Here is a 13672-nt window from a genome sequence, read left to right on the forward strand (position 1 = left end):
GCAGAGTGGTCGAATGCGGTGGTCTTGAAAACCATTGTACCGCGAGGTACCGGGGGTTCGAATCCCTCACTCTCTGCCAGGAAACCTTCAGAAGAAATTCTGAAGGTTTTTTTTATGCCCGAATCTAAAATTGTATATTATATCAGAAATAAATAATTCTCCGGTTTTAAAGAAAAAACTAGCTTTTTCTGCATCCCTTTGACATTTATTTACGTATAAAAAAGTAAGTGTCAAATTAAATTATTAACAGATCAACAACATGTCAAAAAAATTAGTACGTTCTACTCGAAATGCCGTTTTCTCAGGAGTTTGTAGCGGTTTATCCAAATATTTTAATATCGATGTATCATTAGTTCGTTTGGGCTTTGTTGGTGCATTTGTTTTCGGTCTTGGATCTCCAGGATTGATCTATTTGGTTATGGCTTTAGTTATGCCAAAAGAAGATCAGTTCTACTATTAATAAAAGAGCATTGCTCGTAAAAATAAAGCGGTGAGTTTTTCGAAACTCACCGCTTTATTTTTTTATTTAATTAGACATCGACTAATCACTAATTTCTGTATTTCTGAAGTTCCCTCTCCAATCGTACATAATTTAGCATCGCGATAATATTTTTCTACGGGATAATCTTTCGTAAAACCATATCCACCAAATATCTGAACTGCCTCATTGGATGTCCTTACTGCAACTTCAGAAGAGTAATACTTAGCCATTGCTGATGCTTTATTGATATCTTCTCCTCGTATTTTTTTCTCTACAGCTTCTTTAATCAATAAATAAGAAGCTTCTACCTCAGTAGCCATATCAGCCAACTTAAAAGAGATACCTTGAAAAGACGCAATAGGCTTTCCAAATTGCTCTCGCTCCTTTGCATACTCAATAGAACACTTCAAAGCACCTTTGGCGATACCATAGCCTAAAGCTGCAATTGAAATTCTACCTCCATCCAATATTTTAAGTGCTTGAACAAAACCTTCTCCGACTTTACCTAAAACGTTTTCTTTTGGGACTTTACAGTCTGTGAAAATCATTTCAGTAGTTTCAGAGGTTCTCATTCCTAACTTTTTCTCTTTACGACCTCCTGCAAAGCCTTCAGTTCCTCTTTCTACAACAAAAGCGGTCATAGCATGCTTATCCCCCTTCTCTCCGGTTCTTGCCATTACAACAGCTACATTTCCACTTTTACCGTGTGTAATAAAGTTTTTTGCTCCATTTAATACCCAGTGGTCGTCCTTTTCGACAGCTACTGTCATCATGTTCCCTGCATCAGAACCCGTATTAGGTTCAGTTAGTCCCCATGCTCCGATCCATTCTCCAGAAGCTAATTTTGGTAACCACTTCTGTTTTTGCTCTTCATTGCCAAACATAAGGATATGATTAGTACAAAGAGAATTATGGGCAGCCATAGATAAAGCAATACCAGGATCAAAATAAGCTAATTCTGCAATAGCAGTTACATATTCATGATATCCTAAACCTGTACCTCCGTACTGATCAGGAACCAAAATACCCATTAAGCCTAATTCTCCTAATTGCTTAAACACTTCGACTGGGAAATGTTCTTCTTCATCCCACTTTTCTCTAAAAGGTGCGATGTGTTTCTCGCCAAACATCTGTACAGATTCGGCGATCATCTTTTGTGTTTCAATTGTGTGTTGTACCATGTGTGTTTAAAGTTGGTATAGTTAGTATGATGTGTATAAATTATTCAAATCAGCAAAACAGAGAATAGTCATTCGCTTATTGGGTTACATCATATCAGGTTTTTCGGGACTGAGAGAATAAATTATTGATTTATACCTCATTAGTTATTATAAAAAACGAACGTTTCTTTTAATTTGTTTATTAATCTAATACAATTTCGAACTGAAAGCAATAGAACTGTGTACAAAAACCGAATCTTTTTCCTTTATTTTATTTCGCTATCACTCACATTATCAGGGCAAAATATAAAGTCTGTAAAGAAAAACATAAAACAATTGTGTAGTCCAAAGTTACATGGCAGAGGTTATGTTTTTGAAGGCGACAAAAAAGCAGCAGAATATATTGCAGAGAAATTTGAGGATATTGGACTAGAAAGAAATGAAAAAAATAGCCACTACCAGAATTTCCCTCTTACAGTTAATACCTTTCCGAATAATATAGAGTTAGTCATTAACGATATGAAATTAGAGGTAGGCGTTGATTACATTCCTGCGACAGACTCTGGTTCTGGAACTAGCAATGGAGAACTATTCTTTATGGATGATGCTATTTTTTTGCATGAAGAAGCACTTAAAGAATTCACAAAAAAAGATTTAAGTAATAGTATCGTTGTATATGACCAAGAACAGGAGAAGAAAAGAATGCAATGGAGTCGACCACTAATGGAAAAAATTCTTCAAGCGAAAGCATCTATTATTCTTTTTGATGACAAACTCACCTTTGGTGTTGCTAGGTGGCAAATGCCAAAGCCTAGATTTTATATGTTAAGAAATAAAATGCCTGAAATCGTCAATTCATGTCATTTTACCATTCAGTCCCAACTAAAAGAAAATTATATCAGTCAGAACGTAATTGGGAAGATAAAAGGAACCGAAAACCCTGAAGAGTTTATCTTCTTTACAGCTCATTACGACCACTTAGGTGCTATTGGAAAGCAAAAATATTTCGCTGGTGCAAATGACAATGCGTCGGGAGTCGCCATGTTGTTAGAAATTGCGAAATACTACAAATCAAACCCTCCGAAATCATCTGTCGTTTTTATTGCATTTGGTGCTGAAGAAGCAGGGTTAATTGGTTCAAGATACTACGTAGAAAACCCAACTGTAGCATTGGAGAAAATTAAGTTTCTTGTAAATCTCGATCTATTTGGAACAGGAGAAGAGGGCATGATGGCTGTTAATGGTAAAGTATATACGGATCAATATGAACTTTTATCTAACATCAATACTAAAAATCACTATTTATCAGCTGTAAAGTCTAGAGGAAAAGCGGCTAATTCTGACCATTACTACTTTTCTGAAAATGGTGTACCTTGCTTCTTTTTCTATTTAATGGGAAAATCATGGACACATTATCATGATATCTATGATGACCAACCTCTTCCTCTCAGTGACTTTTCTAATGCCTTTCAATTGATCACAGATTTTGGTGATGCTTTGATGAACTAGCATTCAACACATTATGTCACTAAAAACTTATCATAAGCCAGAAAATAACCACATTTTGAGCTGATGATTATGAGAAGTTTACAACTTTCATGATATCTTCTGAATAAGTTCCATTACCTTTGCAGAATTGTGGACCTCGTGCATGGCTAAATATGTACTTGGTTCTCTTCCAAGACAAATTAAATACAATGTACGACGACAAGAAAAAGAAACATTTCAGAAGATCGCCACGTCCTAAAACGAATGCCGAGGACATTATGTACGGTATTCAGCCGATCTTTGAAGCTTTAGAAGCAGGGAAAGAATTCGAAAAATTATTTATTCAAAGAGACTCTTCAAACGAATCTATTGCAGCGATTCATAAAATGGCCAACAAAGCCGGAATCGTAGTTTCTAGAGTGCCTCAAGAAAAGTTACAACGAATTACTTCTAAGAATCACCAAGGAGTTATCGGTTTTGTTCCTGCTATCGATTATGTCGATCCTCACAATGTAATTGCTACTGCATACGAAGAAGGCAAAGTACCTTTAGTCTTAATTTTAGATAGAGTTACAGATGTTAGAAACTTTGGTGCAATTGCAAGAACTGCTGAATGTGCAGGTGTTGACCTTATTGTAATTCCTAAAAAAGGGTCTGCTCAAATTGGTAGTGATGCTGTAAGAACATCTGCAGGTGCCTTATCACATATTCCTGTAGCTAGAGTTGATAATCTAACTCAGACAGTGCTAGAGATTCAGGAAAGTGGCCTTCAAGTCGTTTCTTGTACTGAAAAAGGTTCTAAAGATTTATACTACGTAGAATTAGACGTTCCTACTGCAATTGTTATGGGATCAGAAGAAGATGGTATTAATAGCGATTTAATTCATCTTTCTGATAAATTGGTTAAAATCCCAATGAAAGGAAAAGTAAGTTCGTTAAATGTTGGTGTTGCTGCAGGAATTATCATTTTTGAGGCAAACAGACAACGTATGATGAACGGACAATAATAGATTTTTCTATCTTTGCAGTAATTCAAGAACAACAAACATTAAAATATGCAGTTCACTGAAAATTGTAATAACATCTTTGCACAAAGCATCGATACATATCATATAAAAGACCATGTGGATACTCCAATCGAAAACCCATTCGAGAAAGAAGATATCCAACATTTATTATACTTGAAAAACTGGATTGACACTGTACAGTGGCATTTAGAGGATATAATCAGAGATCCTAATATCAATCCAGATGAAGCATTAAAAATCAAAAGACGTATTGATGCTTCTAACCAAGAAAGAACAGATGTGGTTGAGTTTATTGATAGCTGGTTCTTGGATAAATATAAAGAGGTAAAGGTAGTTGATGGTGCTAAAATCAATACTGAAAGTCCTGCTTGGGCCATTGACCGTTTATCTATCCTTGCATTGAAAATCTACCATATGCAAGAAGAAGTAAACCGTCCAAATGCTTCTGCAGATCATAAAGCAGCTTGTCAAACTAAATTGGATATTCTTTTAGAGCAGCGAGTAGACTTATCTACTGCCATCGAAGAACTCATCCAAGACATTGAAATAGGCAAAAAATACATGAAGGTGTACAAGCAAATGAAAATGTACAATGATCCTTCATTGAACCCTGTATTGTACAAAGAAGGAAAGTAATCCTTTAATGATATAGATAAAGAAGTTGTTTCAGATACCAATAACATGGTTTTGAAACAACTTCTTTTTTGATTAAACTCACAGAGAAAGCGTTTATTTTTGATTATAAAGATAGATCAGTAAATAAAATATGTCGAAAAAAATTCTTGCCTTTAGATTTTCAGCCATGGGCGATGTAGCCATGACGGTACCTGTACTCAAAGAAGTATTAGAGCAAAACCCTGATACTGAAATTGTAATGGTATCTCGTCCTTTTTTAAAACCATTTTTTGAAAATATCCCAAGGTTATCTTTTGTTGGAGCAGATTTAAATGGTGAACATAATGGCTTTAAAGGATTAAGAAAGTTATATAAAATGCTAAAAGGTATGGGGCCTTTTACTGCAGTTGCTGACATTCATTCTGTGCTTCGTACATTCATTCTTGATGCAATGTTTCAGGCGACTGGTACAAAAGTCGTTCGCTTAGACAAAGGCAGAAAAGCAAAGAAACAACTAATCAAACAGAATGGTAAAGTTCTATCTCCATTAAAACCTATGCCTGAAAGGTATGCCGATGTATTTAGAAAAATTGGCCTATCTGTAAGTTTATCAAATCAATTACCTCAAAAAACTTCTCCTGCATTAAAACAAGCAGAGTTAGAATTACTAGGTGGTAAAAATCAACCATGGATTGGTATCGCTCCTTTTGCACAGCATAAAGGAAAAATATGGGGCGAGAAAAAAGCGACAGTCTTAAGCAAGATGCTTCAAGAAAAACTGAATGCAAAAATCCTATTTTTTGGAGGACCTGGCCAAGAAGCAGAAATATTGGACAAATGTGTGGAAGAAGTTCCCAATAGTGTAAACCTTGCCGGTAATATTAAGTTAAAGGAAGAGTTAGAAATCATTGAGCATTTAGATGTGATGGTAAGTATGGACTCTGCCAACATGCACATGGCCTCTTTAAGAGGAACTACATGCGTTTCTGTATGGGGAGCAACACATCATTATGCTGGTTTCTTAGGATATGGACAATCAGAAAATAATATAGCTGAAGTATCAGTCAACGAATTAGAATGTAGACCATGTTCTGTTTTTGGTAACAAACCATGCCTCAGAGAAGATTACGCTTGCTTAGAAGGTGTAACACCTGAAATGGTATATAATAAAATCGCCAACGTGATTGAATAATTTATCATATGTCTTTAATTAATGTCCTCGACCTTATCGGAACCTTTGTATTTGCTATCTCTGGTACTTTAGCTGCTAGGGAAAAGAAATTGGATATCTTCGGTGCTATTTTCGTAGCAAGTGTTACAGCTATTGGTGGAGGTACAACCAGAGACAGTATTTTAGGTGCCACACCAGTTTTCTGGATCATGGATCCCAACTATTTAATTATTATAACAGCTGCTGTTGCATTTTCAGTCCTATTCAAAAAAATAGTTGCTCAACTTAGAACAACCCTTTTTCTATTTGATACACTTGGCATTGGTGTATTCACATTTATAGGAACTCAAAAAGCCATGTTATTAGGTGTTCCTCCTGTAATTTGTATCGTAATGGGAACTTTTACAGCTGTTTTAGGAGGAGTTATTCGAGATACATTATGTAATGACGTCCCTTTAATTTTTAGAGAAGAGATCTACGCTACAGCCTGTCTAGTTGGTGGTTCTGTATTTGTTATCCTGCATCAATTCAATATTGATGATACCATATGTACATGGACATGTATTACGACAGTGATTGGCATACGTTTATTAGCCATTAAATATCATCTTACACTACCTAAACTGGATTAAGCTTATCGTTTCTATATAATCTGATCCAATTCCAACACCCATAAATTGCAAGGAATAAAAAGACAACAAATTCCAATGAAATAAATAATATGCCCTTTTGATAGTATAAAACACAGCTTACAATATCAATAAGAATCCAAAGCACCCAAGACTCTACAATTCTTCTCGCCATAAACACTGTAGCCACTAAACTCATACCTGTTGTAAAAGCATCTATGTATGGAAATGCAGCCGGATGTTTAAAAAATTCGCTCGCCCAAACATGCAAATTGCTTGATAGATAACCTATCAAAACCGTCAAAAAAGCGATAGTAAAAATCGTTACAACTCTTTGATTATTTGACAGTACAGTTAGATTTGATGTAGTATCACTTTGTTTATTCCAATACAACCATCCATAAACATTCGTCGCAAAGAAAAATAGCTGTAAAAACATATCAGAATAAAGATATACCTGATAGAAAATGATAAATGATGCGGTGACATTCAATAAGCCTGTAGGCCAGGTAAGCACATTATTTTTAGAGGCATAATAAACACAAGCCACTCCCATCAAAGTACCAAAAAGCTCGATATAACTTAATGGATAATCAAAAATTTCAATAAAAATATAATCCAGATCAAATAGGTCTAACATGATGGTTTTAAAGATATTGCAACAGTTATAGATCAATTTTCTAAGAAACTACTAAGATAGTGTATTGTACAATGTTTCATCATTTTAGCTAAAAATATTAGGGAAAACATATGAACATTTGTTAATTTGTTAGAAAGATTAAATGAAAGCACTCTCATGAAAAGCTATTAACATTAAGTTTAGTTACATTTGTGCTATCAAGAATAAAAACATTTGTCTATATAGACATCAATAATATATAATTTATGGAAACTATCTTACTAGGTGTAGGCGTTTTAGGTCTATTCTTCATTTTGATGTCAGTGAAGCTGATTTTCAAAAAAGATGGAAAGTTTGAAGGAACTTGTGCATCTCAGAGTCCATTTTTAAATCCTGAAGGAAAATCTTGCAGCTACTGTGGTAAAGATCCAAGTCAGTGTAAAAATAAGCAGGCTAGTGCATAAGGCTTCTTAAAGTGATAAAATTAAAAGTCTCTACTTCAATTTTTATGGAGTAGAGACTTTTTTTATTTGTCGAATCAACCGATTGCGGTAAAAATATTCTGTTATTTATCTGATTTCATAACGATTGTCATACTAAAACTTACCTCTACATTTATATATTTGTTAGTAAAGTATGAAACAACAATCTTAAATAGAGCATTATTTATATGTCAACAAAAATTGCTAAACCTGATTTATCGTTCTGGCAAATTTGGAACCTCAGTTTTGGTTTCTTAGGTGTACAGTTCGGTTTTGCCCTTCAAAATGGTAATGTCAGTAGAATTCTACAAGCTTTAGGTGCAGATGTACACGACTTAGGTTATTTCTGGCTAGCTGCCCCTATTGCGGGTATTATCATTCAACCTATTATTGGTGGAGCATCAGACAGTACATGGACTAAATTAGGACGTCGTATACCGTTTATTATTGGTGGAGCCATAGCTGCTACTTTGGCAATGTTTTTAATGCCAAACTCAGAATTCTTTGTCGCATTAATGCCTCCAATGCTTTTTGGTGCAACTATGCTTCTTATTATGGATGCTTCATTCAATATCACTTTCCAGCCATTTAGAGCATTAGTTGGTGATATGGTCAATGATAATCAAAGAGATTTAGGTTATTCGGTACAATCATTTTTAATTAATACAGGTGCCGTTGTTGGTTCTGCTTTACCATTTATCTTAACTATGATTGGTGTTGCCAACGAACCTGCTGAAGGACAAAAAGTAGCTGACTCTGTTGTTTGGTCATTCTATATTGGCGGAGCTACATTGATGGTAACAGTACTTTGGACTGCTTTAAGAACAAAAGAGTATCCTCCAGAAGAGTATGCTGCATATAATAATATCGACTTCGAAGCACAGAAGGCTGAAAAAGAAGCTGCAAAAGATAAAAATGCAATTTCTGAGTTCTTCAAAACATTAAGCTCATCACCTAAAGTGATGTACCAATTGGCTGCAGTTCAATTATGTTCATGGGTAGCATTTTACTTTATGTGGGTATATTCTACTCCTGCTATTGCACAACATATCTGGCACACTGCTCCTGGAGATGTGACTTCAGCTGACTATAATGATGCAGGTAACTGGGTAGGTTTAATGTTTGCGATGTACAGTTTAGCAGCTGCCATCTTCTCTGTGGTTATGCCTAGCTTTATCAAAGCGACAAATAGAAAAACAGTATATGCTACTGCTTTAATCCTTGGTGGTTTAGGACTTATCAGTATCTACTTTATTCAAGATAAATATCTATTATTTGCTTCTATGGCAGGTGTTGGTATTGCATGGGCTGCAATTTTGGCAATGCCATTCAGTATCTTATCTGAAAACTTACCAGCAGAGAAAATGGGTATCTACATGGGTATTTTCAATATCACAATTGCAGGTCCACAAATTTTTGCCGGATTATTTGGTGGTACTATTGCTTCAACGTTCTTCAACGGAAATGCAGTAGGCCTATTAACAATGGCTGGAGTTATTCTTTTAATTGGAGCTCTTTGCGTTGGATTAATCAGTGATCAGAAAAAATCATAATTTGATTTAAAGGTAAATCCCTTAAAAATATATTATCTTAAGACTACTTTGTGTCAACGAAGTAGTCTTTTTTTATTGATACTTACTCTATGCATATTGATCATTACCTCCAAGGTTTCTTAACTATTTTCTCTTTAGTGAACCCTGTCATCTGTGCGCAGATATTTAACCATATTGAATCCGGAAAGTCTTTCAAAGATAAATTGACAGACTTAACCAAGGTGATTCTTATTGTAGGGATTATCCTAGCAGGTGCTGCATTTTTTGGGGCTCGACTATTACATGCATTCGGGATATCACTTGATGCCTTTCAGGTAGCAGGAGGAATTGTTCTTACATGGATGGGATTCGGAATGTTAAGCAAACAAACAGGACCATCTAAAAAAGATACTGTCACTCCACATTCTGAAGAAGAAAGAGACCTAATACGTCTTATTTTATTTGCTGCATCACCAGGTACAATTACGGGTACTATCACCCTTGCCATTAACCAATCTGATGATGCCGTTCCTATGATCGCTCTTATTTCAATTGCAGCCGTATTAGCACTAACATGGATTATTATTGCCATTCGAACAAGAAATGCCAGCGATACTCCTTCTATGCTTAATCAGGTAACAACAAGATTCATGGGGTTAATCGTATTGTCTATGGGAATTCAGTTTGCTTTAGTGGGTATTCTAGATTTTATTCAAAATTACCCACATCAATAGTTATTAATCTGAGAATGATAACGGTTTGGCACACAATTTACACCATTATATTTTTTAGAATAAAGCTCGATTCGATGTATTATTTTGATGGATTTGAGCGTTATAGTTTTGTTAAATTCAGAAGAAACCACCCTACGGTTTCCATTTTTTTGACCTTAATCATCCCTATACTGGGCTACAAATAAAATGATTGATAAGTACTTTAAGCAATTTTCTATTAAGCAACTTATCTTTTGGATTGGTGGTATTGTCATCGGTGCCATTCTCTTCACTGTGCTAACATTGGTTGGTCTATATACCAATGAAAGTCTAGAAGTGGATGTATCAGCCCGAAATGCAATGCTCTCACAAAGGATTGTCCTGCTATCTAACATTTATGTCAATACAGGCGATCAAAATGCTCTTCAAGACCTAGAAAGTGCTTTAAACTTATACGACGGTTCATTATTGGTCATGAAACATGGAGGTACTGTACCAGAAATGGAAAGTAAGAAAATCAGACCTGCAAGTGATAGAGTTGATGATTATATCGAACGAATAGAAGAAGTATGGAAACCTTTCAGAAGTAATATTAGAACTATCCTTGAAGAGCCTCTAAAAACCTCTAATTATTCATTCAACATGAATATCGATTTAGAATTGGCTAAATCTGATAGTATTGGTTTGTTAACTCACTTCGAACAAGAAAATGCAACGGTAAGAAATAGTCTTTCTTATTTAGAGAAAAACTCAGGTACTATGCTTAAGGTAAATCAAGACCTTGTAAAAGCATATGTAAACGACTCAGAGGAAGTTGAATATCAACTAATAAGATTTATACTTATTGCCATTTTTCTTATTTGTGTGGTCGTTATTCTTATTTCTATACTTTTAAACCGTTTGATTATTTCTCCATTACAAGAATTGTCAGCAAAGAGTAATGATATTGCCAACGGTAATCTTGAAGTGGAATTTAATGATAACGGTACTATGGAAATGTCTCGTATGAGGCAATCATTGATTAGTATGAGAAAGAAGCTTCAAGATATTTCTGTCTACGTAATGGAATTTAGTAAAGGAAACTACGAAGTTGAATTCGAAAATATCAACGAAGACCAATATAAAGATGACCCATTTATCCATTCACTGATGGATACAAAGAAAAGGTTACAGCAAAACTCTGAAGAAAGAAGCGAAAGGGAATGGGTAAATGAAGGATCTGCTAATCTCAATAAACTGATACGTATCCATAGCAATGATGCAAAAGAACTTGGTAGAGCATTAGTAAAAGAACTTGCCCGTTTTATGGACTGTTCTCATGCTGCTTTCTATATCCACAAAAAAGATCCAATCACACAGGATGAGTTTATGGAATTGGCTGCTTTATATGCCTTCGATACATTCAAAGAATTTGATGAAAAGAAAGTAAAACTAGGTGAAGGGCTTATCGGAGAAATTTGGCAAGAAGCTCAACCAATTTATCTTACAGAAATTCCTGAAAATTATATCACAATACGTTCAGGTCTGGGTGATGCTCCTCCAAATTCCTTAACTATCTATCCATTCAAATCACATGGTGAGGTAGAAGTAATTATCGAATTAGCATCTTTTAATCCACTTCAATCAAAATCATTACAATTATTAAATGAGATAGGTGGAGCCATAGCAACCTCTGTAGTTACTTCTGAGAATACTTCTAACGTAAGTAAACTATATAACGACAGTAAGCGCCTCACAGATGAATTAAGGACAAATGAAGAGGAAATGAAGCAAAATATGGAAGAGCTTCAGGCTACTCAAGAGCAACTTGTTCGAGAACGACGAGAAACGGAGTCTAGTAAAAAGCTGTTGAACGAAATTGTAGATATTACAGGAGGTAGATTAATTATTGTTGAAGCGAATGGTAATATTTGGTTTGGCAGTCAGTCTTTCCTCGAGTATTTCGACTATCAGGTTGAAGATATAAAACAAAAGCCTGTAGGAGAACTTATCCCTGATTTTAATGATAATACGGATTGGCAAGTATCACACGCTATAGAAAATCATTTGATTGTGAATAGCAAAGGTGCTTCCTTGAACTTAAAAATAGAAACCAAGCAACTCTATTTTGAAGAAGAAGATAAATGGATTATCACTTTAAAATAAATGATTCAAAAAAAGGCAGAAATACTTCATCGTACTTCTGCCTTTTTTCTTTATGATCTCATAAGAAAGAGTTATTGAATATCAAATACTCGTCCTTTTCTGATATACCCTTCTGATTCATTAGGAAGTTCTATTTTATACCAAATATCACTCTCTCCTTTAATCTGGAATCTTTCACCGGCACTTAGGTCTACCAACTTTTTTCCTCCAGCAGACGGCTCATCCATAAGAATTGCACCACTTCCTTTGACAATTCCCAACTCTCTATGAATCCCTCCATTAAAAGCCCATAAGCCTATCACAGAAAAAATAACTACAAAAAAAGTCAATGTCGTAATCGAATGGTCTTGTCGTTTTCGAATGTACATCAATGCTAAACAGGCCGTCAATAAAATAATTAAACCTGCAGCAAAAACTCCCTGCATGTTATTAAACATTGAAACGAAGAACTCTTTATCCGAGTATTGATACCCTAAAAGACTATGTTCTTCTGCAATCTTAGACATCTTGTTTAGTGTTTGTCGATCTGCAGTAAGACGGTATTGAAGGTTTAGAAAATAAAGTGCAGAAGAATAATTGCCTTGACCTTCTTGGATAAATGCCATTCTCAACAACATTCTCGAAGAAAAAGTTCTATCTTTTTCGAGGATATCATTGTAAATTTTAAAGGCTTCTATGTACTGTTTTTCAGAAAATAAATTATCAGCTTCTTCTATTTTCGAATTAACTGAAGTTTCTGCAAATAGTAACTGACTGAATATCAGAATATATAAACTTATTAAGGATAAAATTAATCTCATTATTTGCTTGATGTTGAAAATCATTCTACATTTGCACTCGCAAAAAAGGAAAGCTAAACGAGTTTTTCAAATTTAATAGGTCATTTTGATTTTTTACAATTGAAGTAGATCTTTTAGAAAAATTATGATTCCGTAGCTCAGTTGGTAGAGCATCTCCCTTTTAAGGAGAGGGTCCTGGGTTCGAGCCCCAGCGGGATCACTTTTAAAATAACTTCGTTGAAAAACGACGATTCCGTAGCTCAGTTGGTAGAGCATCTCCCTTTTAAGGAGAGGGTCCTGGGTTCGAGCCCCAGCGGGATCACTTTTAAAATAACTTCGTTGAAAAACGACGATTCCGTAGCTCAGTTGGTAGAGCATCTCCCTTTTAAGGAGAGGGTCCTGGGTTCGAGCCCCAGCGGTATCACTTTTAAAATAACTTCGTTGAAAAACGACGATTCCGTAGCTCAGTTGGTAGAGCATCTCCCTTTTAAGGAGAGGGTCCTGGGTTCGAGCCCCAGCGGGATCACTTTTAAAATAACTTCTTTGAAAAACTACGATTCCGTAGCTCAGTTGGTAGAGCATCTCCCTTTTAAGGAGAGGGTCCTGGGTTCGAGCCCCAGCGGGATCACAAATGATTTAATATCAAGCTCACGTGGTGAAATTGGTAGACACGCCATCTTGAGGGGGTGGTGGGAGCAATCCCGTGTTGGTTCGAATCCAATCGTGAGCACAGAGATTACTTCAAAAAAATATTTCGTTGAAAAACGACGATTCCGTAGCTCAGTTGGTAGAGCATCTCCCTTTTAAGGAGAGGGTCCTGGGTTCGAGCC

The 13672-nt window shown here is 35.5% G+C and carries 13 protein-coding genes and 6 tRNA genes; 16 read left to right on the forward strand and 3 right to left on the reverse strand.

The features are described from left to right. Positions 1-259 precede the first annotated feature (259 nt). Positions 260-460, forward strand: a complete 201-nt coding sequence (locus tag QL232_RS26990; protein ID WP_168883899.1) for a PspC domain-containing protein — start codon at positions 260-262, stop codon at positions 458-460. A 62-nt stretch (positions 461-522) separates the two neighbouring features. On the opposite strand, the gene QL232_RS26995 is transcribed toward QL232_RS26990, so the two are convergent. Further along, positions 523-1662 carry an acyl-CoA dehydrogenase family protein gene (locus QL232_RS26995; RefSeq protein WP_281616470.1) on the reverse strand — a complete coding sequence of 380 codons (1140 nt, stop codon included), beginning with the start codon at positions 1660-1662 and terminating at the stop codon, positions 523-525. 315 nt (positions 1663-1977) lie between these two features. On the opposite strand from QL232_RS26995, the gene QL232_RS27000 reads away from it, so the two are divergent. The 5 genes from QL232_RS27000 (at position 1978) to QL232_RS27020 (ending at position 6575) form a co-directional block, all read left to right on the forward strand. Further along, on the forward strand, positions 1978-3150 hold the full coding sequence (locus QL232_RS27000; protein WP_281616471.1) for a M20/M25/M40 family metallo-hydrolase: 1173 nt from the start codon (positions 1978-1980) through the stop codon (positions 3148-3150). Between the two features lie 188 nt (positions 3151-3338). Then, positions 3339-4136, forward strand: a complete 798-nt coding sequence (gene rlmB / locus QL232_RS27005; RefSeq protein WP_168883896.1) for a 23S rRNA (guanosine(2251)-2'-O)-methyltransferase RlmB — start codon at positions 3339-3341, stop codon at positions 4134-4136. A gap of 48 nt (positions 4137-4184) precedes the next feature. Next, positions 4185-4793, forward strand: a complete 609-nt coding sequence (locus QL232_RS27010; RefSeq protein ID WP_281616472.1) for a DUF4254 domain-containing protein — start codon at positions 4185-4187, stop codon at positions 4791-4793. Between the two features lie 130 nt (positions 4794-4923). After that, the gene (locus QL232_RS27015) at positions 4924-5964 is read left to right on the forward strand and encodes a glycosyltransferase family 9 protein (RefSeq protein WP_281616473.1); all 1041 of its coding nucleotides are present in this window, start codon (positions 4924-4926) and stop codon (positions 5962-5964) included. Positions 5965-5972: 8 nt separating this feature from the next. Continuing rightward, complete coding sequence (locus tag QL232_RS27020) at positions 5973-6575, forward strand: trimeric intracellular cation channel family protein (RefSeq protein ID WP_281616474.1); 603 nt, start codon at positions 5973-5975, stop codon at positions 6573-6575. Here QL232_RS27020 and pnuC read toward each other — a convergent pair. Beyond that, positions 6562-7212, reverse strand: a complete 651-nt coding sequence (gene pnuC / locus QL232_RS27025) for a nicotinamide riboside transporter PnuC (RefSeq protein ID WP_281616475.1) — start codon at positions 7210-7212, stop codon at positions 6562-6564. The genes QL232_RS27020 and pnuC overlap by 14 nt on opposite strands. Positions 7213-7457: 245 nt before the next feature. Between pnuC and QL232_RS27030 the strand changes: the two genes are divergently transcribed. From QL232_RS27030 to QL232_RS27045, 4 genes are all read left to right on the forward strand, one after another. Continuing rightward, positions 7458-7655 carry a hypothetical protein gene (locus QL232_RS27030; protein ID WP_168883891.1) on the forward strand — a complete coding sequence of 66 codons (198 nt, stop codon included), beginning with the start codon at positions 7458-7460 and terminating at the stop codon, positions 7653-7655. A gap of 206 nt (positions 7656-7861) precedes the next feature. Further along, positions 7862-9226 (forward strand): MFS transporter, encoded by a 1365-nt coding sequence (locus QL232_RS27035; RefSeq protein WP_168883890.1) that lies wholly within the window; start codon positions 7862-7864, stop codon positions 9224-9226. Between the two features lie 89 nt (positions 9227-9315). Next, complete coding sequence (locus QL232_RS27040) at positions 9316-9939, forward strand: MarC family protein (RefSeq protein ID WP_281616476.1); 624 nt, start codon at positions 9316-9318, stop codon at positions 9937-9939. Positions 9940-10125: 186 nt separating this feature from the next. Further along, positions 10126-12063: a GAF domain-containing protein gene (locus tag QL232_RS27045; protein WP_168883888.1), complete on the forward strand. Its 1938-nt coding sequence runs from the start codon at positions 10126-10128 to the stop codon at positions 12061-12063. A 71-nt stretch (positions 12064-12134) separates the two neighbouring features. Here QL232_RS27045 and QL232_RS27050 read toward each other — a convergent pair whose 3' ends face one another. Next, positions 12135-12863, reverse strand: coding sequence for an SH3 domain-containing protein (locus QL232_RS27050; protein ID WP_281616477.1), 729 nt, complete (start codon positions 12861-12863; stop codon positions 12135-12137). A 126-nt stretch (positions 12864-12989) separates the two neighbouring features. On the opposite strand from QL232_RS27050, the gene QL232_RS27055 reads away from it, so the two are divergent. The 6 genes from QL232_RS27055 (at position 12990) to QL232_RS27080 (ending at position 13572) form a co-directional block, all read left to right on the forward strand. Next, a tRNA-Lys gene (locus QL232_RS27055) sits at positions 12990-13062 on the forward strand. A 29-nt stretch (positions 13063-13091) separates the two neighbouring features. After that, positions 13092-13164, forward strand: a tRNA-Lys gene (locus QL232_RS27060). A gap of 29 nt (positions 13165-13193) precedes the next feature. Next, positions 13194-13266 (forward strand) — tRNA-Lys (locus tag QL232_RS27065). Positions 13267-13295: 29 nt separating this feature from the next. Then, positions 13296-13368 (forward strand) — tRNA-Lys (locus QL232_RS27070). Between the two features lie 29 nt (positions 13369-13397). Then, positions 13398-13470 (forward strand) — tRNA-Lys (locus tag QL232_RS27075). An 18-nt stretch (positions 13471-13488) separates the two neighbouring features. Next, positions 13489-13572: transfer RNA gene (locus QL232_RS27080), tRNA-Leu, on the forward strand. Positions 13573-13672 lie beyond the last annotated feature (100 nt).

This window comes from Flammeovirga sp. SubArs3 (genome assembly GCF_947387565.1).
Taxonomy (GTDB): Bacteria; Bacteroidota; Bacteroidia; order Cytophagales; family Flammeovirgaceae; genus Flammeovirga; species Flammeovirga agarivorans.

Bases quoted from the DNA above. Each gene is read 5' to 3' on its own strand.
- QL232_RS26990 (WP_168883899.1), top strand. From the start codon at position 260: ATGTCAAAAAAATTAGTACGTTCTACTCGAAATGCCGTTTTCTCAGGA.
- QL232_RS26995 (WP_281616470.1), bottom strand. From the start codon at position 1,662: ATGGTACAACACACAATTGAAACACAAAAGATGATCGCCGAATCTGTA.
- rlmB (WP_168883896.1), top strand. From the start codon at position 3,339: ATGTACGACGACAAGAAAAAGAAACATTTCAGAAGATCGCCACGTCCT.
- QL232_RS27010 (WP_281616472.1), top strand. From the start codon at position 4,185: ATGCAGTTCACTGAAAATTGTAATAACATCTTTGCACAAAGCATCGAT.
- QL232_RS27015 (WP_281616473.1), top strand. From the start codon at position 4,924: ATGTCGAAAAAAATTCTTGCCTTTAGATTTTCAGCCATGGGCGATGTA.
- QL232_RS27020 (WP_281616474.1), top strand. From the start codon at position 5,973: ATGTCTTTAATTAATGTCCTCGACCTTATCGGAACCTTTGTATTTGCT.
- pnuC (WP_281616475.1), bottom strand. From the start codon at position 7,212: ATGTTAGACCTATTTGATCTGGATTATATTTTTATTGAAATTTTTGAT.
- QL232_RS27030 (WP_168883891.1), top strand. From the start codon at position 7,458: ATGGAAACTATCTTACTAGGTGTAGGCGTTTTAGGTCTATTCTTCATT.
- QL232_RS27035 (WP_168883890.1), top strand. From the start codon at position 7,862: ATGTCAACAAAAATTGCTAAACCTGATTTATCGTTCTGGCAAATTTGG.
- QL232_RS27040 (WP_281616476.1), top strand. From the start codon at position 9,316: ATGCATATTGATCATTACCTCCAAGGTTTCTTAACTATTTTCTCTTTA.
- QL232_RS27045 (WP_168883888.1), top strand. From the start codon at position 10,126: ATGATTGATAAGTACTTTAAGCAATTTTCTATTAAGCAACTTATCTTT.
- QL232_RS27050 (WP_281616477.1), bottom strand. From the start codon at position 12,863: ATGAGATTAATTTTATCCTTAATAAGTTTATATATTCTGATATTCAGT.